This window comes from Achromobacter spanius (assembly GCF_003994415.1).
GTDB classification, from domain to species: domain Bacteria; phylum Pseudomonadota; class Gammaproteobacteria; order Burkholderiales; family Burkholderiaceae_B; genus Achromobacter; species Achromobacter spanius_C.
In genome coordinates this window covers 5043532-5065415 of sequence record NZ_CP034689.1, presented here as the reverse complement: position 1 = coordinate 5065415, position 21884 = coordinate 5043532, and the positions used below count along the sequence as shown (strand labels likewise).

The 21884-nt window shown below is 63.2% G+C and carries 19 protein-coding genes; 10 read left to right on the top strand and 9 right to left on the bottom strand.

Going from position 1 to position 21884, the window contains the following annotated elements; genetic code table 11:
* The first annotated feature begins 99 nt into the window (after nucleotides 1-99).
* The gene (locus tag ELS24_RS23190; RefSeq protein ID WP_050449027.1) at nucleotides 100-627 is read left to right on the top strand and encodes a carboxymuconolactone decarboxylase family protein; all 528 of its coding nucleotides are present in this window, start codon (nucleotides 100-102) and stop codon (nucleotides 625-627) included.
* Nucleotides 628-739: 112 nt separating this feature from the next.
* Here the strand turns inward: ELS24_RS23190 and tal are convergent, their stop codons facing one another.
* The gene (gene tal, locus ELS24_RS23185; protein WP_127185457.1) at nucleotides 740-1693 is read right to left on the bottom strand and encodes a transaldolase; all 954 of its coding nucleotides are present in this window, start codon (nucleotides 1691-1693) and stop codon (nucleotides 740-742) included.
* A gap of 236 nt (nucleotides 1694-1929) precedes the next feature.
* On the opposite strand from tal, the gene carA reads away from it, so the two are divergent.
* From carA to ELS24_RS23170, 3 genes are all read left to right on the top strand, one after another.
* Entirely contained in the window at nucleotides 1930-3084 is a 1155-nt protein-coding gene (gene carA / locus ELS24_RS23180; protein WP_050449029.1) for a glutamine-hydrolyzing carbamoyl-phosphate synthase small subunit, read from the top strand.
* Nucleotides 3085-3094: 10 nt separating this feature from the next.
* On the top strand, nucleotides 3095-6340 hold the full coding sequence (gene carB, locus ELS24_RS23175) for a carbamoyl-phosphate synthase large subunit (protein WP_127185456.1): 3246 nt from the start codon (nucleotides 3095-3097) through the stop codon (nucleotides 6338-6340).
* Nucleotides 6341-6444: 104 nt separating this feature from the next.
* Entirely contained in the window at nucleotides 6445-7209 is a 765-nt protein-coding gene (locus ELS24_RS23170) for an SDR family oxidoreductase (RefSeq protein ID WP_127185455.1), read from the top strand.
* Nucleotides 7210-7260: 51 nt separating this feature from the next.
* Here the strand turns inward: ELS24_RS23170 and ELS24_RS23165 are convergent, their stop codons facing one another.
* The 6 genes from ELS24_RS23165 to ELS24_RS23140 all read right to left on the bottom strand — a co-directional run bounded on the left by ELS24_RS23165 (nucleotide 7261) and on the right by ELS24_RS23140 (nucleotide 13635).
* Nucleotides 7261-7905, bottom strand: coding sequence for a histidine phosphatase family protein (locus ELS24_RS23165; RefSeq protein ID WP_127185454.1), 645 nt, complete (start codon nucleotides 7903-7905; stop codon nucleotides 7261-7263).
* A gap of 48 nt (nucleotides 7906-7953) precedes the next feature.
* The gene (locus ELS24_RS23160) at nucleotides 7954-8862 is read right to left on the bottom strand and encodes a LysR family transcriptional regulator (protein ID WP_050449033.1); all 909 of its coding nucleotides are present in this window, start codon (nucleotides 8860-8862) and stop codon (nucleotides 7954-7956) included.
* Between the two features lie 10 nt (nucleotides 8863-8872).
* Entirely contained in the window at nucleotides 8873-9958 is a 1086-nt protein-coding gene (locus ELS24_RS23155; RefSeq protein WP_127185453.1) for an ABC transporter ATP-binding protein, read from the bottom strand.
* Nucleotides 9955-11667 carry an ABC transporter permease gene (locus ELS24_RS23150; RefSeq protein ID WP_127185452.1) on the bottom strand — a complete coding sequence of 571 codons (1713 nt, stop codon included), beginning with the start codon at nucleotides 11665-11667 and terminating at the stop codon, nucleotides 9955-9957. The genes ELS24_RS23155 and ELS24_RS23150 overlap by 4 nt, the downstream gene beginning before the upstream one ends.
* Before the next feature lie 86 nt (nucleotides 11668-11753).
* A complete protein-coding gene (locus ELS24_RS23145; RefSeq protein WP_050449036.1) occupies nucleotides 11754-13079 on the bottom strand; it encodes an ABC transporter substrate-binding protein in 1326 nt (441 codons plus the stop codon).
* 133 nt (nucleotides 13080-13212) lie between these two features.
* On the bottom strand, nucleotides 13213-13635 hold the full coding sequence (locus ELS24_RS23140; RefSeq protein ID WP_050449037.1) for a FlxA-like family protein: 423 nt from the start codon (nucleotides 13633-13635) through the stop codon (nucleotides 13213-13215).
* Between the two features lie 157 nt (nucleotides 13636-13792).
* On the opposite strand from ELS24_RS23140, the gene ELS24_RS23135 reads away from it, so the two are divergent.
* Nucleotides 13793-15115 carry a solute carrier family 23 protein gene (locus ELS24_RS23135; RefSeq protein ID WP_050449038.1) on the top strand — a complete coding sequence of 441 codons (1323 nt, stop codon included), beginning with the start codon at nucleotides 13793-13795 and terminating at the stop codon, nucleotides 15113-15115.
* Nucleotides 15116-15260: 145 nt separating this feature from the next.
* Here the strand turns inward: ELS24_RS23135 and ELS24_RS23130 are convergent, their stop codons facing one another.
* Nucleotides 15261-15503 (bottom strand): hypothetical protein, encoded by a 243-nt coding sequence (locus ELS24_RS23130; RefSeq protein ID WP_127185451.1) that lies wholly within the window; start codon nucleotides 15501-15503, stop codon nucleotides 15261-15263.
* Between ELS24_RS23130 and greA the strand changes: the two genes are divergently transcribed.
* A complete protein-coding gene (gene greA / locus ELS24_RS23125) occupies nucleotides 15502-15978 on the top strand; it encodes a transcription elongation factor GreA (protein ID WP_006221068.1) in 477 nt (158 codons plus the stop codon). The genes ELS24_RS23130 and greA overlap by 2 nt on opposite strands.
* A 130-nt stretch (nucleotides 15979-16108) precedes the next feature.
* Here greA and ELS24_RS23120 read toward each other — a convergent pair whose 3' ends face one another.
* Nucleotides 16109-16711 (bottom strand): YhbY family RNA-binding protein, encoded by a 603-nt coding sequence (locus ELS24_RS23120; RefSeq protein WP_050449039.1) that lies wholly within the window; start codon nucleotides 16709-16711, stop codon nucleotides 16109-16111.
* Nucleotides 16712-16729: 18 nt separating this feature from the next.
* Between ELS24_RS23120 and ELS24_RS23115 the strand changes: the two genes are divergently transcribed.
* The 4 genes from ELS24_RS23115 (at nucleotide 16730) to glmM (ending at nucleotide 21676) form a co-directional block, all read left to right on the top strand.
* Nucleotides 16730-17362 carry an RlmE family RNA methyltransferase gene (locus tag ELS24_RS23115; protein ID WP_127185450.1) on the top strand — a complete coding sequence of 211 codons (633 nt, stop codon included), beginning with the start codon at nucleotides 16730-16732 and terminating at the stop codon, nucleotides 17360-17362.
* Between the two features lie 217 nt (nucleotides 17363-17579).
* Nucleotides 17580-19472 (top strand): ATP-dependent zinc metalloprotease FtsH, encoded by a 1893-nt coding sequence (ftsH, locus tag ELS24_RS23110; protein ID WP_050449040.1) that lies wholly within the window; start codon nucleotides 17580-17582, stop codon nucleotides 19470-19472.
* 18 nt (nucleotides 19473-19490) lie between these two features.
* Nucleotides 19491-20336 carry a dihydropteroate synthase gene (gene folP / locus ELS24_RS23105; protein ID WP_050449041.1) on the top strand — a complete coding sequence of 282 codons (846 nt, stop codon included), beginning with the start codon at nucleotides 19491-19493 and terminating at the stop codon, nucleotides 20334-20336.
* Nucleotides 20333-21676 (top strand): phosphoglucosamine mutase, encoded by a 1344-nt coding sequence (glmM, locus tag ELS24_RS23100; RefSeq protein WP_050449042.1) that lies wholly within the window; start codon nucleotides 20333-20335, stop codon nucleotides 21674-21676. The genes folP and glmM overlap by 4 nt, the downstream gene beginning before the upstream one ends.
* The last annotated feature ends 208 nt before the right edge of the window (nucleotides 21677-21884 follow it).

Sequence of the window (21884 nt, the reverse complement as noted above, 5' to 3'; positions counted from 1 at the left end):
GTGGGTGGGGTACCTGGGACGCGCAATGAGCTGTCATTATGTCAAATATATTGTGTGAATGTATGCGTTTGCAGCCCCCATCAACTCTCTGGAGCGTCCATGGCCCGTCTTCCCTACGCCGATCTGTCTCATTCCGAAGCCCGTCCCCTGGTGGACCGCATCGTTGCTGAACGGGGCAGCGTGCTTCATCTGTACCAAATGCTGCTGCACAGCCCCGCAGTGGCCGCGGGCTGGTTGAACTACCTGACATCCATCCGGCAACTAAGCACCTTGCCGGGTGATGTGCGCGAACTGGTCATCATGCGCGTCGCCGCGCTAAACGGCGCGCCCTACGAGGCCGATCAGCATGCGCCGATCGCCCTGAAGGAAGGTCTGTCGCAAGCCCAGTTGGATGCCCTGGGCGATTGGGAAAATTCAATGCTGTTCGACGCGCGCGAAAAAGCCGTGCTGGCCTACACCGATGCCATGACCCGCAACGTCCAGGTGCCGGACCCGGTGTTTCAGGCGGCTCGCGCTGCCATGGGTTCCGAAAAGCTCATCGTCGAACTGACTGCAACGGTTGCGGCCTACAACATGGTGTCGCGGTTTCTGGAAGCGTTGCAGGTGCATTCGCACGATCAGCGTTAAGGTCACGACGCAGGTCAGCCCGTACGTCCAGCATCACCCAGGCCACCAGGCTAGTCAGCAAGTGGCGTGCCCAAAAACCGAGCACGCCACTTTTTTCTGCTCGCGGGCCGGATCAGCGGCGCTGTGCGTCGATCAGCGCATCCAGCTTGACCGCGTCGGCCACGAACAGGCGGATACCTTCGGACAGCTTTTCGCTGGCCATTGCGTCGTCGTTGAGCAGGGTGCGGAAGCTGACTTCATCCGCGCCGATACGGGCAATCGCCGGACCCGTGTCGTCGGCGCGCAGTTGCGCCGGTGCATCGCCTGGTGTGTTCGCCAACTGCTTGAGCAAGTCGGGGCTGATGGTCAGCAGATCGCATCCCGACAACGCCAGGATCTGACCCACGTTGCGGAAGCTGGCGCCCATGATTTCGGTAGAAATGTCGTGCTGCTTGTAATACCGGTATATGCGCGTCACCGAGAGCACGCCGGGATCTTGTGACCCGCTGTTGTCGGCTTCCACCCACGCGGTGCCGGCGTTCTTCTTGTGCCAATCGTAGATGCGGCCCACAAAGGGCGAAATCAATTGCACGCGGGCGTCGGCGCAGGCCACGGCCTGGGGCAGCGAAAACAGCAGCGTCAGGTTGCAGTGCACGCCTTCGGCTTGCAGCGCGCGGGCGGCCTGGATGCCTTCCCAGGTGGACGCGATCTTGATCAGCACGCGTTCGCGCGGCACGCCCGCGGCTTCATACAGAGCGATCAGGCCGCGGGCGCGTTCGATGGTTGCGCGGGTATCGAACGACAGGCGGGCATCCACTTCGGTGGAGACGCGGCCCGGCACGATGTTCAGAATGGCGCGGCCAAAGGCGACCAGCAGGCGGTCGACGAGCTCGGGGGCGGAGGCGCCTTGGTGATCGCGCACGGTTTGTTCCAGCAGGGGCCGGTAGGCGTCTTGCTGAACGGCTTTTAGAATAAGGGACGGATTAGTGGTGGCGTCCGTGGGACGCAACGCCTTCATCGCTTCGAAATCCCCGGTGTCGGCGACAACGGTGGTGTGATTGCGCAGGGCGTCAAGTTGGCTGGACATGGACAGTAACGGCTCACGACGGCAAGGGTTGAAGGTTCCCTAGCGTATCACTGCGGCCGGTGTCTCGCCGTCGCCCACAAGCGGGAGGCAGCACACAAGCCGTACATGCGCCGTAAACGTGCCGCGCCAGGGTCAATCGGCGATTCCGGCCTTATTTGGCGCGGTTCGCCAGGGAATTTGCCCGGTCAAGGTATAATCCGAAGGTTTGATTATCGATTCTAAAACCGGGGTTTACTGTGCTGCCGCAACTTTTTCCCGAGGGGATCAACCGCTTCCCTCCTGCAATTCTGGCTCTGGCGGACGGTACCATTTTTCGAGGCGTGTCGATCGGTGCGCCTGGGGCTACCGTTGCCGAAGTGGTGTTCAACACCGCGATGACCGGGTACCAGGAAATTCTCACCGATCCCAGCTATAGCGGTCAGATCGTTACGCTGACCTATCCGCACATTGGCAACACCGGCGTCAACGCCGAAGACGTGGAAGCCAATCGCGTCTATGCCGCCGGACTGGTGGTCCGCGACTGTCCCGCCCGCGTGTCGAACTTCCGTTCCACGCAATCCCTGCCCGACTATCTGGCCGCGCAGGGCATCGTTGCCATTTCCGGCATCGACACCCGCAAGCTCACGCGCATCCTGCGTGAAAAAGGCGCCCAGGGCGCCTGCATTTTCGTCGGCACCGATGCCGAACGCGCCGTTGAAATGGCCCAGGGCTTTGCCGGCATGGCCGGCCAGGACCTGGCCAAGGTCGTGTCGCAGAAAGCCAGCACCGAATGGACCGAAGGCACCTGGCAATTGGGCGAAGGCTTCTCCAAGCCCGACCAATCCAAGTTCCACGTCGTCGCTTACGACTTCGGCATCAAGACGAACATCCTGCGCCTGTTGGCTGATCGCGGTTGCCGCCTGACCGTGGTGCCGGCGCAAACCAGCGCCGAAGACGTCCTGAAGCTCAACCCTGACGGCGTGTTCCTGTCCAACGGCCCCGGCGACCCCGAGCCCTGCGACTACGCCATCGACGCCACCCGCACGTTCCTGGACAAGAAGTTGCCGGTCTTCGGCATCTGCCTGGGTCACCAGATCATGGGCCTGGCCGTGGGCGGCAAGACGCTCAAGATGAAGACGGGCCATCACGGCGCGAACCACCCCGTGCAAGACTTGCAGTCCAAGCGCGTGTTCATCACCAGCCAGAACCACGGCTTCGCGGTCGATGCGGCCAGCCTGCCGGCCAATGCGCGCGTCACGCACGTGTCGCTGTTCGACGGCACGCTGCAGGGCTTCGAGCTCACCGACCGCCCGGCCTTCTGCTTCCAGGGTCACCCCGAAGCCAGCCCGGGTCCGCACGACATCCTTGAACTCTTCGACAAGTTCATCGCCCTGATGTCCGGCCAAAAGTAAAGATTGCATCATGCCCAAGCGTACAGACCTAAAAAGCATACTCATCATCGGCGCCGGCCCCATCATCATCGGGCAGGCCTGCGAATTCGACTATTCCGGCGCACAGGCGTGCAAGGCGCTCAAGGCCGAGGGTTACCGCACCATCCTGGTGAACAGCAACCCCGCCACGATCATGACGGACCCGGAAACGGCCGACGTCACCTACATCGAGCCCATCACCTGGCAAGCGGTTGAAAAAATCATCGAGCGTGAAAAGCCCGATGCGCTGCTGCCCACCATGGGCGGCCAGACCGCGCTGAATTGCGCGCTGGACCTGGCCCACCACGGCGTGCTGAAAAAGCACAACGTGGAGCTGATCGGCGCGAACGAACACGCCATCGAAAAGGCCGAAGACCGCCAGAAGTTCAAGCAGGCCATGACCGACATCGGCCTGGAATCGGCCAAGTCGGGCGTGGCCCACAGCATGGACGAAGCCTGGGAAGTGCAGCGCCGCATCGCCGCCGAAGTGGGCACGTCGGGCTTCCCCGCCGTGATCCGCCCCAGCTTCACCATGGGCGGTTCGGGCGGCGGTATTGCCTACAACGCCGAAGAATTCGAAACCATCTGCCGCCGTGGCCTGGAAGCCTCGCCGACCAACGAACTGCTGATCGAAGAATCCTTGCTGGGCTGGAAGGAATTCGAGATGGAAGTGGTTCGCGACAAGGCGGACAACTGCATCATCGTCTGCTCGATCGAAAACCTGGACCCGATGGGCGTGCACACCGGTGACTCGATCACCGTGGCGCCTGCTCAGACGCTGACCGACAAGGAATACCAGATCATGCGTAATGCATCGATCGCGGTATTGCGCGAGATCGGCGTGGATACGGGCGGCTCGAACGTGCAGTTCGCCGTCAACCCGAAGAACGGCCGCATGATCGTCATCGAGATGAATCCGCGCGTGTCGCGTTCGTCGGCGCTGGCATCCAAGGCCACCGGTTTTCCCATCGCCAAGGTCGCCGCGCGCCTGGCCGTGGGCTATACGCTGGACGAGCTCAAGAACGAAATCACCGGCGGCGCCACGCCCGCCTCGTTCGAACCGTCGATCGACTACGTCGTCACCAAGGTGCCGCGTTTTGCCTTCGAAAAATTCCCCACCGCCGATGCGCGCCTGACCACCCAGATGAAGTCCGTGGGTGAAGTCATGGCCATCGGCCGCACCTTCCAGGAATCGTTCCAGAAGGCGCTGCGTGGTCTGGAAGTGGGCGTCGACGGCCTGAACCAGAAAACCACCGACCGCGAAAAGCTGCAAGTCGAACTGGGCGAGCCCGGTCCGGAACGCATCTGGTACGTGGGCGACGCCTTTGCGCAAGGCTTCACGCTGGACGAAGTGCACAACATCACGCACATCGACCCGTGGTTCCTGTCGCAGATCAAGGAAATCGTCGACATCGAACTGGCGCTGGAACAAAAGACGCTGGCCGACCTGGACTACGCCACGCTGTGGGAACTGAAGCGCCGCGGTTTCTCCGACCGCCGCCTGGCGTTCCTGCTGGATTCCGCTGAATCCGAAGTGCGCAAGCTGCGTCACCAGTTGAACGTGCGCCCGGTCTACAAGCGCGTCGACACCTGCGCCGCCGAATTCGCCACCCGCACCGCGTACATGTACTCCACGTACGAGGAAGAGTGCGAGTCCGCCCCCACCGATCGCAAGAAGATCATCGTGCTGGGCGGTGGCCCGAACCGTATCGGCCAGGGCATCGAGTTCGATTACTGCTGCGTGCATGCCGCGCTGGCGCTGCGCGACGACGGGTACGAGACCATCATGGTCAACTGCAACCCGGAAACCGTGTCCACCGACTACGACACGTCCGACCGCCTGTACTTCGAACCGCTGACCTTGGAAGACGTGCTGGAAATCGTCCACAAGGAAAACCCGGTCGGCATGATCGTCCAGTACGGCGGCCAGACCCCGTTGAAGCTGGCGCGCGCCCTGGAAGCCAACGGCGTGCCCATCATCGGCACCAGCCCGGAATCCATCGACGTCGCCGAAGACCGCGAACGTTTCCAGAAGCTGCTGAACAAGCTGGGCCTGCGTCAGCCGCCCAACCGCACCGCGCGCACCGAAGGCGAGGCCCTGGCCCACGCCACCGAGATCGGCTACCCGCTGGTCGTGCGTCCCAGCTACGTGCTGGGTGGCCGGGCCATGGAAATCGTGCACGAGCAACAAGACCTCGAGCGCTACATGCGCGAGGCCGTGAAGGTCAGCAATGACTCGCCCGTGCTGCTGGACCGCTTCCTGAACAACGCCACCGAAGTCGACGTGGACTGCCTGGCCGACGGCGAAACCGTCTTCATCGGCGGCGTCATGGAACACATCGAGCAGGCCGGCGTGCACTCGGGCGACTCGGCTTGCAGCCTGCCGCCTTACTCGCTGTCGGCGGAAGTCATCGCCGAGATCAAGCGCCAGACCACGATGATGGCCAAGGCCTTGAACGTCAGCGGCCTGATGAACGTGCAGTTCGCCATTCAGGGCGGCGATGTCTACGTGCTGGAAGTGAACCCGCGTGCCTCGCGCACGGTGCCCTACGTGTCCAAGGCCACCGGCCTGCAACTGGCCAAGATCGCCGCGCGCGCCATGGCCGGCCAGACGCTGGCGGCGCAAGGCATCACGAAGGAAATCGTGCCGCCTTACTTCTCGGTCAAGGAAGCCGTGTTCCCGTTCGTGAAGTTCCCGGGCGTGGACACCATCCTGGGTCCGGAAATGAAGTCGACCGGTGAAGTGATGGGCGTGGGCATGAGCTTCGGCGAAGCCTTCGTGAAGTCGCAACTGGCTGCTGGCGTGCGCCTGCCGGAGTCCGGCACGGTGTTCATCAGCGTGAAGAACCAGGACAAGCCCCGCGCCGTGGAAGTGGCGCGCGGCCTGCATGCCATGGGCTTCAAGCTGGTGGCCACGCGCGGCACGGCGGCCGAAATTGAAACCGCGGGCATTCCGGTGCAAGTGGTCAACAAGGTCACCGAAGGCCGTCCGCACATCGTCGACATGGTGAAGAACGGCGAAATCGCGCTGGTCATCAACACCGTCGAAGAGCGCCGCAACGCCATCGTTGATTCGCGCACGATCCGTACGCAGTCGCTGGCCGCCCGCGTCACGTTCTTCACCACCATCGCTGGCGCCCGCGCCGCGGTTGAAGGCATGCAGTATCTGCGCCAGGGCCTGGGCCTGCAGGTGTATCCCTTGCAGGACCTGCACGCATCGCTTAGCGGTCAAGACTGACGCGACAGCGCCAAGCCCGCGGGCTTGAGGTAGGATGCCGGGGCGGCCCTTGAACAGGGTCGCCCTTTTCATTTCTGCCTTTCCTACTCGCTTAAGACGAACCCATGAACAGAGTCTTCATCACCGGCGCCAGCAGTGGTCTGGGCCGCGCCCTGGCGCAGCAGTACGCCGCATCGGGCGCCACGCTGGGTCTCTTGGGCCGGCGCGAAGACGCGTTGCGCGAGTTGGCCGACAGCCTGCCGGGCAGCCATCGTTGCTACGCCGTGGACGTGCGCGACCGCGCCGCGCTGCATGCGGCGGCGGCCGATTTCATTGCGTTCTGCCAGGGCAGGGTGGATGTCGTCATTGCCAGCGCGGGCATCAGCGCCGGCACCTTGACCGAGCACGGTGAGGACTACGACGTCTTCAAAGCTATTGTCGATACCAATCTGCTGGCTACCGTGGCCACCTTCGAACCCTTCGTGGGCGCCATGCGCGCCGCCGGATCGGGCCGCCTGGTGGGCATTGCCAGCGTGGCGGGCGTGCGCGGACTACCGGGCGCGGGCGCCTACAGTGCATCCAAATCCGCCGTGGTGACCTACTGCGAAAGCCTGCGGCTGGAACTGGAGGCTGACGGTATTCGGGTGGCGACCATCGCACCGGGCTACATCAAGACCGCCATGACGGCGAAGAATCCGTATTCCATGCCCTTCCTGATGGAAGCGGACGCCTTTGCAGCACGCGCGCATGCGGCCATTGCGCGCGGCACGTCGTACACGGTGATCCCGTGGCAGATGGGCGTGGTGGCCAAGCTGATGCGCCTGTTGCCCAACGCGGTCTATGACAAGCTGGCGCGCAACGCGCCGCGCAAGCCCCGCAAAGCAGGGTGATGCGCGAACGGGCGGCAAAATGAACCTGCCGCCCGTGAACGCGGTGCCGTGTTACGGCACCACGTCGTCGCCGACCTCATCGGCCACATGGCCCACGTCGCCCCAATCCAGCACTTCCCATTTACGCCCCTGTACTCCGACGCGGTTGATGCTGACGTTCAGCAGCGCGGCATCGCGCGCGCCGTTCAGCGGTACGCCCGAGGCATGGCGCCAGATGATGTCCAGCACGCCGCCGTGCGTGAACATCAGGATGCGTTCGCCGTCGTGGCGGCTGGCGATGTCGTCCACGGCGGAAATCACCCGCGACTGAAACTGGCCCAGCGTTTCGCCGCCATCCAGCGGTCGCAAGGGGTCGCGGCTTTTCCAGGCGGCGGCAGCTTCGGGCGCCTGCACGTCGATGTGTTCGTGGTCCAGCCCTTCCAGCACGCCGAAGCCGCGCTCGCGGATGCCGGGCTCTACCCGCACGCGCAAGCCCAGTTGTTCGGACACGGGCACCGCCGTGGCGTGCGCGCGTTGCAGGTCGCTGCTGTAGATGGCGTGGATGGGCGTTTCGCGGGCCTCGTCGCGCAGGCGCGCGGCAAGCAGGCTGGCCTGGTTGACGCCGAATTCGTTCAGGGGGATGTCTTTCCAGCCTTGCAGGCGGCGCTGGCGGTTCCAGTCGGTTTCGCCATGGCGGATGAACCAGATTTCAGTCATTACGGTCGTAGTGGGGAATAAGGCAGGAAGTGAGGCAAAGCCTGGGAATCAAAGCGGGGCCGGCACGATCACCGGGCGGGGCTTCCAAATGGCATGGATGATCGAGCTTAGCGCGACAAGCGCGGGCTCGCTAGCGCGCTCATAAGGCAGGATGAAGCCTAGCATGGCGTCGGCACGGGCCTGGCCCCACACGATGAAATCATTGGATGCGGCGCCCGCCAGCGCGGTCTCTTCGCGCAACAGCGCGCAGCCCGCGCCGGCGCGCACCAGCGCCTCCAGGTTGGCCTGATCATCGTTCTGCATGGCAATGCGCGGCGCCAGGCCGTGGCGTTCGAACATGTCGCGCAACAGCAGATGCGTATGGCTGCCCGACGGCCCATCCAGCCACGGCAACTGGGCTACTTCGCGCCAGCCGCCGCGCTTGAGCGCCGTGGCGTGTTCTTTCGGCAAGGCAATGCGATAGCGCACGCTGCGCAACGGCAGCCACAACACACCACGCGGCGGGTTGGCGGCGATGGTTAGCGCGGCCGGCAGGCGCCCGGTGCTGACCTGTTCGGCCAGCGTGGCGGTAGGCAAGGTCTGGGTCTTCAATTCCACCAGCGGCAGGCGCTGCGTGACGGCCGACGCCAGCTCGCCCAGGCGCAGGAAGTCCGGCTTTTCGCTGGGCACACCCAGTTCCACGACCCCATGCAGGCTGCCCTGCAACTGCTGCGCTTCGGACTTGAACTGCGCGCCCAGCACCAGCAACGCTTCCGCCGTGGGCAGCAGCACCTCGCCCGCCTTGGCCAGCGCCAATCGGCCGCCGCTGCGGTCGAACAAGGCCACGCCCAGGCTTTGTTCCAGCGCCTTGATCTGCGCGGTCACGGCGGGCTGGGTCAAGGACAGCGCTTCGGCCGCCTTGGTCAGGTTGCCCAGCCGGGCAACCGTGACGAACGCGCGGATCTGATAGATTTCCATGGCGGCAAGTTTAGGCCGCCAACAGCCGTACCTGGGTGGGCTCCAATCCAATGGATACGGGCGCGCCGACGGGGAAGGGCGACAGCCCCGCCAAATGCGACTGGTCGGCCGTCAGGCGCTGCTCACCGATCAGCACCTGATAGCGCGTGAATTCGCCCAGGAACTCGCTGCTTTCCACAATGCCCGGCAGCCATACATAGCGCGCATCGCCCAGGCCATCCGCCATTTCAATCTGCACGGTATGCGGCCGGAAGCTGGCCGCCAGGCGGCCGGCGGCGGGCGCTTCAGCCGTCAGCGGCAGATGCAGGTCGCCCACGCCCGGCACCGCCAGCACGACGCTGCCGCTGGTGCGCTCGCGCACATCGCCTTCCAGCACGTTCATCGTGCCCACAAAGTTGGCCACGAAGCGGTTCACGGGGTAGTCGAACAGCGTGCTGGGCGCGCCAATCTGCTGCACCACGCCATGGTCCAGTACCGCCATGCGGTCAGCCGTGGTCATGGCTTCTTCCTGGTCATGCGTGACGAAGATGGTGGTGATGCCCAGCCGGCGTTGCAGGCTGAGCAGGTCCTGGCGCATCTGCACGCGCAGCTTCTTGTCCAGGTTGGACAGCGGTTCATCCAGCAGCAACACCTGCGGTTCGATGACGATGGTGCGGGCCAGGGCCACCCGCTGCTGCTGGCCGCCCGACAACTGATTGGGCCGGCGCTTGCCAAACTGCGACAGCCCCACCAGTTCGAGCGCGGCTTCGACCTTGGCTCGGATCTCGGCCCGGGGCAGCTTGCGTTCAACCAGCCCGAACGCCACGTTGTCCCACACCGACATGTGCGGCCACAACGCATAGTTCTGGAACACCATGCCGATGTTGCGGTTCCAGGGCGGCGTGCCGCTGATGTCTTTGCCATCCACCAGCAACTGGCCCGCGCTGTGCCGGTTGAAACCGGCAATCAGCCGCAGCAGCGTCGACTTGCCGGAACCCGACGGCCCCAGCAACGCGAAGAACTCCCCCGGCTCGACGTGGATGTTCACGTCCTTCAGCACTTCGGTCGTGCCATACGACAGGCGGATGTTGCGGCACTCTACGCTGACTTTCTTCATGCGGATTCCCCTTCAGTGCGTGCCGGACGCTGGCGCGACTGCGCGCGCTCCACCAGCAGGTGCGATACATACGTGCCGATAGCCACCGCGGCCACCGCCAGCACGCCCAGAGCGGCTCCCGGCCCTCGTCCCGCCGCGCTTTGCATATACAGATAGATGCCGTAGCTCATGGGCGCCTGGCTGTCCTTGGTGACCAGCATGATGGTGGCCGACAGCTCGACCGCCGCCGTCACGAAGCTGGTCACGAAGCCCGCCAGCATGCCGCCCGCCATCAACGGCACCACCACGCGGCGGATCGTGCTCATGCGTGTTGCACCCAGCGATTGCGCGGCTTCCTCCAGCGATACGTTGATCTGCTGCAAGGACGCCACGCAGGATCGCAGCGCGTACGGCAAGCGCCTGACCGAATACGCAATCATGATGATGATCCACGACGAGGTCAGCAGCGTGCCGGTTCCGGGAAGCTCGATCCCGCGAAACGTGCGCAAGAAGCCGATGGCCAGCACGATGCCCGGAATCGCCAGCGCCGCCGATGCCATGAAGTCCAGCCACTGCCGCGCCGGCAGCCGGGTGCGCAGCATCAGGTAGGCGATGGCGGTGCCGATGATGACATCCAGGCCCGCCGCCAGCCCGCAATACAGCAGCGTGTTGGCGATCATGCCCTGCGATTCTGAAAACACCGCGGAATAATGCGCCAATGTGTAGCCATCGGGTAACGGCGCATAGCTCCAGACGCTGGCTAGCGACAGCAGCAGCACGCCCATGTGCGGCGACAGCACCAACATCAGCACCAGGATGATCCAGCCGTAGGCCAACACGCTTTCCATCGGCCCCAGCTTGCGCTTCTGGATTGAATTGCCGCCCTTTTGCAGCGTGGAATAATCACGCCCCTTGAGCACGCGCGCCGACAGCCACAACGCCAGGATCGAAAACGCGATCATGATCACGCTGATCACATAGCCCAGCGGGTCTTCCAGGCCCACCTGCGTAATGCGCAGGTACGCTTGCGGCGCCAGCATGTTGGTGGTGCCCAGCACCAGCGGCGTGCCCAGGTCGTCAAACACCTTCACGAACACCAGCGACGCGCCCGCCACATAGCCGGGCAGGGCCAACGGAAAAATCACGCGACGGAACAGGCGGAACCCGCGCGAGCCCAGGTTGAACGCGGCTTCCTCCATGGCGCCGTCGATGTTGCGCAGCGCCACCACCAGGTTCATCAGGATGAACGGAAAGTAATGCAGGGCTTCCACGAAGATGACGCCGTTCAAGCCTTCCATGAATGGAATCGTGAAGCCGAACCAGTCATTCAGCAGCAGGTTGACACTGCCCGATCGTCCGAAGATCAGCTGCATCGCCACCGCGCCCACGAAGGGTGGCATGATCAGCGGCAGCACGCCCAGCGTCTGGATGATCAGCGCACCCCGGAAATCGAAGCGCACCGTGAAGTACGCCAGTGGCACCGCGATCAGGGACGCCAGCAGGGCAGACCAGCCCGCCACGTACAGGCTGTTGAAGAACGCTTCCTGCATCAAAGGCTGGTTGAAGAACGCGCCAAAGTGGCCCATCGTGAAGCTGCCGTCAGCGTTCACGAAGGCGCTGTAGAACACCGTGCCCACGGGCACGGCAAGAAAAAGCAGCAGAAAGCCGAACACCAGCAGCGCCGTCAATACGGGGCCGGCGGGCAGTCGTGAGTGGCCCGAAGAAGTCATCGAGATTCCCGAATGTGTTGCCTGGGGGCTGCGCGCGCGGCGGGGCAAGCCGCTCTGGCCGCCGCGCGCGCGCTGCGACGGGTGGTTTAGAGCGCCGCGGCCTCTTTGGCCAACTTCACGGCTTCTTCATAGTTCGCCCGTGCTCGGCCGTTCCACTCGCCTTCCAGCTGGGTGATCTGTTGGTTCACCGAGGCGTCTTTCTTGTTGCCCGCGAAGACCGCCAGGAATGCCGGGTCGGCGGCCTTCTTGCCATCGATAAGCGGCGCCCACGCCAGCTTGCGCGCTTGTCCCAGCAGCTCGGCGGCGCGCCCGCTATTGGCTTTGTCGCCCAGCTTGGCCTCGGCGTCGTAGATCGCCTTGGTGGCAGCCTGCAATTCCTTCAGGCGGAATGTGATGGTCTGGTCGTACAGCGATTGCACAACGTAGTAGCGGCTTTGCGACAGGTCGGCATTGAACTGCACCTTGCTGCGCTTGGCGATCTCGGCGGGGTCCGGGTAGCCCGCCGGAATCTTGCCGGCCAGGGCAGAGTACGGCAACACCGGCAGGCGCGAGATCTTGGGTTGCAGCAGCAGTTCCTGGCCAGCCTGGCTAAGCGTGAAGGCAATGAACTTCTTGCCTTCCTCGGTGTTCTTCGCGCCGTCGATCAGCGCAATATTGGCCGGCACGATGGCCGTCTCGGAGGGGTAGACGAATTCCACCGGGAACTTGGAATACTTGCTGGACAGGCCAAAGAAGTCGATGACCGGGCCGGCGCCGAACTGGCCGTTGTTCACGCCGTCGGGCACGCCGAAAGACCGTTCAGTAATGGCGCTGGCGTTGCCCGACATGCGCAGCAGGGTGTTCCAGCCGTCATCCCAGCCTTCGCCTTGCAAAATGGTTTCCACCGTCAGGTGCATCGTTCCCGAACGCGATGGCGAGGTGATGCCGACATGCCCGAACCACTTCGGCGACAGCAGGTCCTTCCATTCCACCGGTGCGGCAAGCTTGTGCGCGGCAATATAGCGCGTGTTGTAGACGATGCCGTAGCCCGCCAGCGCCTGGCCCAGGTACATGCCGGACGGGTCGTTGATGGGGTAGTTGCCGATCTTGTCCGGCACATTCTTGTTCGCCACGTCAGACGACTTGGCCAGCAACTTGTCGCGGCCCAGCACTTCGAAGGCGTCGGGCGCGCTGGCCCAGAAGACCTCGGGGCGTTGGCCCGCAGGCGTTTCACGCACGTATGCAATGCCAGACACGGTGTTCTTGTTCAGGATTTCCAGCGTGATGCCGGGGTTGGCCTTTTCGAACGCGGTCTTGTAGGCCTGGGTCAGGTCTTTCGGGAACGACGTGATCACCGTGACGGTGCCGGCCAGGGCAGGGGCCGAACAAACGGCCAGCAGGGCTCCTGCAAAGGCTGTGCGCATTGCATGCATGGTTTGTCTCCGTAGTTTTAATTTGTCTGGAGACAGTAATGTCAGGCCTGCTATGCGTCCAATCAGAAATTTTGATGCGCCTCATCAGCGCGGGCGCCCTGAAGGCAGCGCCCGGCCGGCGGGGCTGTGGCGCTTATGCCGTGGCGGACACGCCGTTGGCCATGGCCGCCTTGGCCTGCTGGATCAATACCTGCTGGATCTGGCCTTGAATCTGCATGGCCTGGGCGTTCAGCGACTGCAACTGCTGCGCCTTCATCTCGTCCGACATGCCGCTGGCCTGCACCTTGGCAATCTGGTCCATGATGCGCTTGAGCTGCTTTTGCAGCATTTTGATCTGGCGGGTGAACTCGTCGTCGTTGTCGGTCTCTTCAGTGGCCTTGGCGCCGCCAATGCCCATCGCCCCGGCGTTGTTGACGCGGATCTTGCCGTCGGGTGCAACGGTCGTCGCCTCCGCACCGGCGGATTCCTTCGCTTCTTTGTTGGCCTGAATCTTCTGCGCCCACAGTTCGGCCAAGCTGCCGATTCGGGATGTGCCGCCGATGGAATTGATAGCCATGATGTCTCCTGCTGCCGAGTGGTACTTCGGGGGTCCCCTTGGATTTCCGGGGTTTCCCTAAGTACGGCACGGCGCTAGCCATACTTAAACGTTGCCGCCTCTTCGCAGCCCCCTTTACACTGGCGCCCGCTCACCCAACCCCTTATTTGGGATATTTATGTCGAATTCGTACTTTCCGCGTTGGCGCCTGGCGGACGATGCCGAACCCGGCGTCATCATCGCGCCTGATGAAAGGCTGTCCTGGCCCAAGAACGTGGCCATGGGCGCGCAACACGTGGTCGCCATGTTCGGCTCGACGGTGCTGGCGCCGCTGCTGATGGGCTTCGATCCCAACGTGGCGATCCTCATGTCCGGTATCGGCACATTGATCTTCTTCCTGTTCGTCGGCGGCCGGGTGCCCAGCTACCTGGGGTCCAGCTTCGCCTTCATTGGCGGCGTGATCGCGGTGACCGGCTACGCGGGGGGCGGGGCAAACGCCAATATCGGCGTGGCGCTGGGCGCCATCATCGCCTGCGGCCTGGCCTACACCTTGATCGGCGTGATCGTGTGGATTGCCAACGCCCGGTCGGGCAGCGGCGCCAACTGGATCGACGCGCTGATGCCGCCGGTCGTTACGGGCGCGGTGGTGGCGGTCATCGGCCTGAACCTGGCGCCCATCGCGGCCAAGGGCGCCATGGGCGCGTCGGGCTTCGACACCTTCATGGCGCTGGTCACGATCGTCTGCGTCGGCGGCATCGCCGTCTACACGAAAGGCATGGTCCAACGCCTGCTGATCCTGGTCGGCCTGATCCTGGCCTGCGTGGTGTACGCGGTGCTGGCCAATGGCATGGGGCTGGGCAAGCCCATCGATTTTTCGGGCGTGGCCACCGCCGCCTGGATCGGCCTGCCGCATTTCGCGGCACCCGTCTTCAAGGCCGAAGCCATGGGCTTGATCGTGCCGGTCGCCATCATCCTGGTCGCGGAAAACCTGGGCCACGTGAAGGCGGTCAGCGCCATGACGGGCCGTGACCTGGACCGCTACCTGGGTCGCGCCTTTGTTGGCGACGGCGTGGCGACCATGGTGTCGGGCGCGGTGGGCGGCACGGGCGTTACCACCTACGCCGAGAACATCGGCGTGATGGCCGTGACGCGCATCTATTCCACGCTGGTCTTCGTGGTGGCCGCGCTGATCGCCATCGTGTTGGGCTTTTCGCCCAAGTTCGGCGCGCTGATCCAGACGATTCCCGGGCCGGTGCTGGGCGGCATGTCGGTGGTGGTGTTCGGTTTGATCGCCATTGCGGGCGCTCGGATCTGGGTGGTCAACCAGGTCGACTTCAGCGACAACCGCAACCTGATCGTGGCCGCAGTCACCTTGGTGATGGGGGCGGGCGACTTCACCATCAAGATCGGCGACTTCATGCTGGGCGGCATTGGTACGGCTACGTTCGGGGCCATTATCTTGTATGCCTTGCTGCGCCGCAGGAAGCCTGTTTCGGCATAAAAATGGGCGGCTTTGGCATGCGCCACCGGGCAAAATGACAAAATACTATTGAAAAGTATCTTTTCAGCAACGCGCGGCGGCGGGCCCTTGCCCGAGGCGGTCGTCGTGGTTGAAAATTCTTGAGGAAATAGCCGGTTTTCGCGGGTTACAGCAGCGAAATGCGTGCAAAAGCACGTTTTCCGCGGTGGCTTGCAATTCCGAGGGACTTTGCCCACAATATGACTTTGATTGCCCCGGTTCCGACCCGAGCCGGGGTTTTGTTTTGGTCGTCCGCGCCGCTTGCCTCGCATTGATTGAAGTCCCGATGGCTGGTGCGCGCCGGGGTAACGACCTTCACCGAGAACGCTCCCTTCGGGGCGTTTTCTACTTTTTGTTTGGGAAACGACATGTCTGCCATTCCTTTGACCGTGCGCGGGGCCGAGCGCTTGCAAGAAGAGCTCCAGCGGCTGAAAACCGTGGAACGCCCTGCCGTTATCAATGCCATCGCCGAAGCGCGAGCACAGGGTGATCTGTCGGAAAACGCCGAATATGACGCTGCTCGCGAGCGCCAAGGCTTTATCGAAGGCCGGATTGCCGAACTTGAAGGCACGCTTTCCAATGCCCACCTGATCGACCCCACTTCTTTGGATGCCGAAGGCCGTGCCGTATTTGGTGCAACCGTCGACATTGAAGACCTGGATTCCGGTGACCGCGTCACGTACCAGATCGTGGGCGACGTCGAAGCCGACATCAAGGCCAACCTGATTTCCGTCTCCAGCCCGGTGGCGCGCGCGCTGATCGGCAAGAGCGAAGGCGACGTGGTCGAGGTCAAGGCCCCGGCTGGCGTTCGTGAATACGAAGTTCTGGGCGTGCGTTACATCTAACGCGAGCGCCTTAGCGGTAAACTGTCAAAACGCCATAGCTCGAAGCCTGATTCAGGCTGAGTGTCCGCGGAAACTGCGCGGATCGCTATGGTGGACCGGGCGCGTAAAGCGCCCGTTTTTGTGCCCGGTCTTACCTTTTCGACGTCTTGCGGCTGGTGCCGCTGCGGGCTCCGGCCCGCAGGCTCAGCGCGCTGCCGGCGCGGCGAGGAATGCCGTGGCCGCTGGCGGTGGCCCGCTTGCTGCTGGGGCGCATCGGCTTGCCGTTCTTGTTCAGTTGGTCTTGCGGCACGAAACGCGCCTTGGCCGGCTTGGGCTCTTCGGACTCGCTGCGGCGCGGACGCTTGGCCAGGGTCTTGCCTTCGGCGGCCAGCTTCTTCGGCGTGTACGGCTCGGAAGCACGGCGCTTGGCGGGAGCCTCGGGCTCCATCGCTGCCAGGGCGGCGGGCTTGATGTTGCCGGCCAGCGGGCGGAAAAGAATCAGGGTCTTGCCCAAATGGTGCACCGGGGCGCAGGACAGGGTGTCGCAGATGGTCGACAACATGGTCTCGCGGGCCTCGCGGTCATCGCCGCCGGCGCGCACCTTGATGAGGCCGTGGGAAGCCAGTGCCAAGTCGATTTCCTTGAGCACGGCTTCGGTCAGGCCATTGTCGCCAATCAGGACGACGGGGCGCAGAGGGTGAGCGGCGGAGCGAAGGTCGCTGCGCTCACGAGAGGTAAGTTCTAATATAGGCATGCGTGGAATTGTACGGTAATGGCCAAGAATAAATTCTCTAAAGACTGGATTCACCAGCACATCAACGATCCCTATGTGAAGCTGGCGCAACAGAAGGGCTATCGCGCCCGCGCCGCCTTCAAGCTGATCGAGATTCTGGACACCGAAAAGCTGATGCGCCGGGGCGACCTGGTCATCGATCTGGGGTCGGCGCCCGGCAGTTGGTCGCAAGTGGCGCGCGAGCGGCTGGCGGGGCCGGGCGGTGTCGTGGACGGACGTATCATTGCGCTGGACCTGCTTCCGATGGATCCGGTGGCCGGGGTGGAATTCATCCAGGGCGACTTCCGCGACGATGACGTTCTGAAACAATTGGAAGACATGGTCGGATCTCGTGCCGTGGATCTTGTAATCTCGGATATGGCCCCCAACTTGTCAGGCGTGGGTAGCGCCGACTCCGCGCGCATTCAGCATGTGTGCGAGCTGGCGATGGAATTTTCCCGCGCTCACCTAAAGCCCAATGGGGCGCTGATCGTCAAGGCCTTTCACGGCAGCGGCTTTTCGCAGATCGTGCAGTCCTTCAAACAGCACTTCAAGCGGGTGGTCGAGCGCAAGCCGAAGGCGTCACGGGATAAATCCTCTGAAACCTTTCTGGTTGCCCGCGATCTGAAGTAACCCGGGCCGAGGCATGGTGCCCCGGATCCCGCAAAAGACCTACCTGCTTGCCGAGACAACGACCACCATAAGTACAAATCAGACGTAACTACACCGACCCCAGGGATCCCAGGACGCAATCGAGTCCGACAGGGTAGAATGGGCTATTGACATACTTGTGACTGTGCCATATGCGGGTGCGCGGTTGCCGGTCGGAATCGAAAGCAGGAGATCGACCTTGAATAATTCATTTTCGAAAGTCGCTGTCTGGATGGTGATAGCCCTGGTGCTGTTCACCGTATTCAAACAGTTCGACGGACGCGCTCAGACCCAGGACGGCGTGAGCTACACGCAGTTCATGGACGACGCCAAGGCGGGACGTATCCGCAAGGTCGACGTCCAGGGCGATGTGCTGTACGTCACCCCGGACGCGGGCCGCGCCTATACGCTGACTTCGCCGGGCGACCTCTGGATGGTTTCCGATCTGCTGAAGTACGGCGTCCAGGTTTCCGGCAAACCGCGCGAAGAGCAGTCGCTGTTGATGAGCATCTTCGTGTCGTGGTTCCCCATGCTGCTGTTGATCGGCGTGTGGGTATTCTTCATGCGACAGATGCAGGGCGGTGGTAAAGGCGGCGCATTCAGCTTCGGCAAATCGCGCGCCCGCATGCTCGACGAAAACACCAATCAAATCACCTTTGCCGACGTCGCGGGCTGCGACGAAGCCAAGGAAGACGTCCAGGAGCTGGTCGATTTCCTGCGCGACCCCAGCAAGTTCCAAAAGCTGGGTGGCCGTATCCCGCGCGGCGTGCTGATGGTGGGTTCGCCCGGTACCGGCAAGACGCTGCTGGCCAAGGCCATTGCCGGTGAAGCCAAGGTGCCGTTTTTCAGCATCTCGGGTTCGGACTTCGTTGAAATGTTCGTCGGCGTGGGCGCGGCCCGTGTCCGTGACATGTTCGAAAACGCCAAGAAGCACGCGCCTTGCATCATCTTCATCGATGAAATTGATGCCGTGGGCCGTCAGCGTGGCGCCGGCCTGGGTGGCGGCAACGACGAACGCGAACAGACCTTGAACCAGATGCTGGTTGAAATGGATGGCTTCGAGTCCGGCCAGGGCGTCATCGTGATCGCCGCAACCAACCGTCCCGACGTGCTGGACCCGGCACTGCTGCGTCCCGGCCGTTTCGACCGTCAGGTCGTGGTGCCGCTGCCCGATATCCGTGGCCGCGAGCAGATCCTGAAGGTCCACATGCGCAAGGTTCCGCTGTCGCCCAACGTCGACGCGACCATCCTGGCGCGCGGCTGCCCCGGCTTTTCGGGCGCCGACCTGGCCAACCTGGTCAACGAAGCCGCCTTGTTCGCCGCGCGCCGCAATGGCCGCACGGTGGATATGTCCGACTTCGAAAAGGCCAAGGACAAGATCATCATGGGCGCCGAGCGCCGCTCGATCGTCATGCCCGAAGAGGAACGCAAGAACACCGCGTACCACGAATCCGGCCATGCAATCGTTGCCCGCATGCTGCCCAAGACCGACCCGGTCCACAAAGTCACCATCATTCCGCGCGGTCGTGCGCTGGGCGTGACGATGCAGTTGCCTGAAACCGACCGCTACAGCATGGACAAGGGCCGCTTGCTGTCCACCATCGCCGTGCTGTTCGGTGGCCGTATCGCCGAAGAACTGTTCATGGACCAGATGACGACGGGCGCCTCGAACGACTTCGAACGCGCCACCGCCATCGCTCGCGACATCGTCACGCGCTACGGCATGACGGACGAACTGGGCCCCATGGTCTACGCCGAGAACGAAGGCGAAGTCTTCCTGGGCCGCAGCGTCACCAAGACGACCCACATGTCGGAAGCCACCATGCAGAAGGTGGACACCGAGATCCGCCGCATCATCGACGAGCAGTACAAAGTGGCGCGCAAGATCCTGGAAGACAACCGCGACAAGGTCGAAGTGATGACGTCCGCGCTGCTCGAATGGGAAACCATCGACGCCGACCAGATCAACGACATCATCGAGGGCCGTCCCCCGCGTCCCCCGAAAACGCCGCAAGGCCCGTCGGATTCCACCGACACGCCGCCTCCCAGCACTGGTCTGGCGGCAGACGGCAGCACGGCTGCAGCAGTCTGAGGTTCTTTGTCCTGAGTTATGGCAAATAACTTCCTTTGCGGGCGCTTCGAGTTTGATCTCGAGCGCCCGCTTGTCATGGGTATCGTCAATGTCACGCCGGATTCGTTTTCCGATGGCGGCCAGCACGACGATACGGATTCCGCGGTGGCGCACGCGCGCCAGTTGATCGCAGAGGGCGCGCAGATCCTGGATCTGGGCGGTGAGTCCACACGCCCTGGCGCCGATCCGGTTTCCGTGGCCGATGAGCTCGACCGCCTGTTGCCCGTAATCGAAGCGTTGCGCGATTGTGGCGTGCCCTTATCCATCGACACCTTCAAGCCGGAAGTCATGCGCGCCACGCTGGACGCGGGCGCTGACATGATCAACGACATCTATGGCTTTCGCCAGCCCGGCGCCATCGAGGCGGTGACGCAATCGCGCTGCGGGCTGTGCGTGATGCACATGAAGGGCGAGCCTCGCACCATGCAGGCCTCGCCCCCCGAGTACACCGACCTGATCGGTGAAATCGGATTCTTCCTGGGATCTCGCGCGCAGAAGCTGCGCGCGGCCTGGGTCGACCCTCGCCGCATCGTGTTGGACCCGGGATTCGGGTTCGGCAAGACGGCGGACCAAAACTTCCAATTGCTGCGCCGCTTGTCCAGTTTGCGCAGCACCGGTTATCCATTGCTGATCGGCCTGTCGCGCAAGAACATGATCGGACAGGCCACTGGCCGACCGGTCGGCGACCGGTTGTCCGGCAGCATCGCCGCAGCGCTGGCCTGCGTGTCCCGGGGGGCTTCCATCGTGCGTGTGCACGATGTCGCCGCCACCGTGGATGCCCTTAAGGTTTGGCAGGCGGCTGAACAAGGAGCTATCAGTTCATGAGTCAACGCAAGTATTTCGGCACCGACGGGGTGCGTGGTGAAGTCGGTGGCCCGGTGATCAACGCCGAATTCGCGCTGCGCCTGGGTTATGCCGCCGGCCGCGTGCTGGCGCGCGAACACGCCGTGCGCGGCGGTAGCCGCCCGCAGGTCGTTATTGGCAAGGACACGCGTATTTCGGGGTACATGCTGGAATCCGCCCTGGAAGCGGGCCTGTCCGCGGCTGGCATCGACGTGTTGTTGGCCGGCCCCATCCCGACACCAGCCGTGGCCTATCTGACCCGCGCGCTGCGTCTGGTGGCGGGCATCGTCATCAGTGCGTCGCACAACCCATATCAGGACAACGGCATCAAGTTCTTTTCGGCGCAGGGCATGAAACTGCCCGACGAAACGGAGTCGGCGATCGAGGCCGCGCTGGACGAGCCGTTGGGTTGCGTCAGTTCCGAAGGCCTGGGCCGCGCCCGCCGCATGTCGGACTCGCAGGGCCGCTATATTGAATTCTGCAAGAGCACCTTCCCCAACGATCTTGACCTGAACGGGATGAAGATCGTTGTGGATGCCGCCCACGGCGCCGCCTACAACATCGCCCCCCATGTGTTTCGCGAGCTGGGCGCCGAGGTGCATGCCATCGGCGTGCATCCGGACGGTTTCAATATCAACAAGGGCGTGGGCGCCTTGCACCCCGAATCCTTGGCCAAGGAAGTGCAGGCCCGTGGCGCGCACCTGGGTATCGCCCTGGATGGCGACGCCGACCGCTTGCAGGTCGTGGACGGCGAAGGCCGCATCTACAACGGCGACGAACTGTTGTACGCCATCGTGCGCGAACGCATGCAGCGCGGCAAGGTCGACGGCGTGGTCGGCACCCTGATGACCAATTTCGGTTTCGAGCGCGAAATGAAGCGCCTGGGCGTGGGCTTCGAGCGCGCCAACGTGGGCGATCGCTATGTGCTGGAGCAAATGCAGGCGCGTGGATGGCAGTACGGCGGCGAAAGCTCTGGCCATCTGCTGTGCCTGGATTGCCATTCCACTGGCGACGGCATCATCGCCGCCTTGCAGGTGCTGACCGCTCTGCGCCGCAGCGGCGAGACGATGTCGCAATGGGTGCGTGATCTGCGGATGTACCCGCAAAAAATGATCAACGTGCCCTTGGCGCCCGGGCAGGACTGGAAGACCCACGCGGGCCTGACCGCCGCGCGCGAGGCCGTCGAGGCTGAACTGAATGGCCGCGGCCGCATTCTGATCCGTGCTTCGGGCACTGAGCCGAAACTGCGCTTGATGGTCGAAGCCGAAGACGAATCGCTTGCGGTCTCCTGCGCAGAAAAGCTCGCCGCCAGTTTGGCTTGAGCCCAGGCTCCTGGCTGCGTCCCCCAAAGCCACTCTCCGCGTAGCGGGGGGTGGCTTTTGTATATCTTTAGTAAGTATTGTTTTGTAAAGTTTTGTCGAGAATTGCCCGAAATCGACCTATCTCCTCCGAACTAAACTTCATAGTCACGTAACATATCGGTCAAGTCTTTGACATACAGGGCGTCCAAACTGACTGGACTCTCTAGGA

What these genes read in the sequence shown, in the direction of transcription:
- ELS24_RS23190 (WP_050449027.1), top strand. Translation starts at nt 100, where the DNA reads ATGGCCCGTCTTCCCTACGCCGATCTGTCTCATTCCGAAGCCCGTCCC.
- tal (WP_127185457.1), bottom strand. Translation starts at nt 1,693, where the DNA reads ATGTCCAGCCAACTTGACGCCCTGCGCAATCACACCACCGTTGTCGCC.
- carB (WP_127185456.1), top strand. Translation starts at nt 3,095, where the DNA reads ATGCCCAAGCGTACAGACCTAAAAAGCATACTCATCATCGGCGCCGGC.
- ELS24_RS23170 (WP_127185455.1), top strand. Translation starts at nt 6,445, where the DNA reads ATGAACAGAGTCTTCATCACCGGCGCCAGCAGTGGTCTGGGCCGCGCC.
- ELS24_RS23165 (WP_127185454.1), bottom strand. Translation starts at nt 7,905, where the DNA reads ATGACTGAAATCTGGTTCATCCGCCATGGCGAAACCGACTGGAACCGC.
- ELS24_RS23160 (WP_050449033.1), bottom strand. Translation starts at nt 8,862, where the DNA reads ATGGAAATCTATCAGATCCGCGCGTTCGTCACGGTTGCCCGGCTGGGC.
- ELS24_RS23155 (WP_127185453.1), bottom strand. Translation starts at nt 9,958, where the DNA reads ATGAAGAAAGTCAGCGTAGAGTGCCGCAACATCCGCCTGTCGTATGGC.
- ELS24_RS23150 (WP_127185452.1), bottom strand. Translation starts at nt 11,667, where the DNA reads ATGACTTCTTCGGGCCACTCACGACTGCCCGCCGGCCCCGTATTGACG.
- ELS24_RS23145 (WP_050449036.1), bottom strand. Translation starts at nt 13,079, where the DNA reads ATGCATGCAATGCGCACAGCCTTTGCAGGAGCCCTGCTGGCCGTTTGT.
- ELS24_RS23140 (WP_050449037.1), bottom strand. Translation starts at nt 13,635, where the DNA reads ATGGCTATCAATTCCATCGGCGGCACATCCCGAATCGGCAGCTTGGCC.
- ELS24_RS23135 (WP_050449038.1), top strand. Translation starts at nt 13,793, where the DNA reads ATGTCGAATTCGTACTTTCCGCGTTGGCGCCTGGCGGACGATGCCGAA.
- greA (WP_006221068.1), top strand. Translation starts at nt 15,502, where the DNA reads ATGTCTGCCATTCCTTTGACCGTGCGCGGGGCCGAGCGCTTGCAAGAA.
- ELS24_RS23130 (WP_127185451.1), bottom strand. Translation starts at nt 15,503, where the DNA reads ATGTCGTTTCCCAAACAAAAAGTAGAAAACGCCCCGAAGGGAGCGTTC.
- ELS24_RS23120 (WP_050449039.1), bottom strand. Translation starts at nt 16,711, where the DNA reads ATGCCTATATTAGAACTTACCTCTCGTGAGCGCAGCGACCTTCGCTCC.
- ELS24_RS23115 (WP_127185450.1), top strand. Translation starts at nt 16,730, where the DNA reads ATGGCCAAGAATAAATTCTCTAAAGACTGGATTCACCAGCACATCAAC.
- folP (WP_050449041.1), top strand. Translation starts at nt 19,491, where the DNA reads ATGGCAAATAACTTCCTTTGCGGGCGCTTCGAGTTTGATCTCGAGCGC.
- glmM (WP_050449042.1), top strand. Translation starts at nt 20,333, where the DNA reads ATGAGTCAACGCAAGTATTTCGGCACCGACGGGGTGCGTGGTGAAGTC.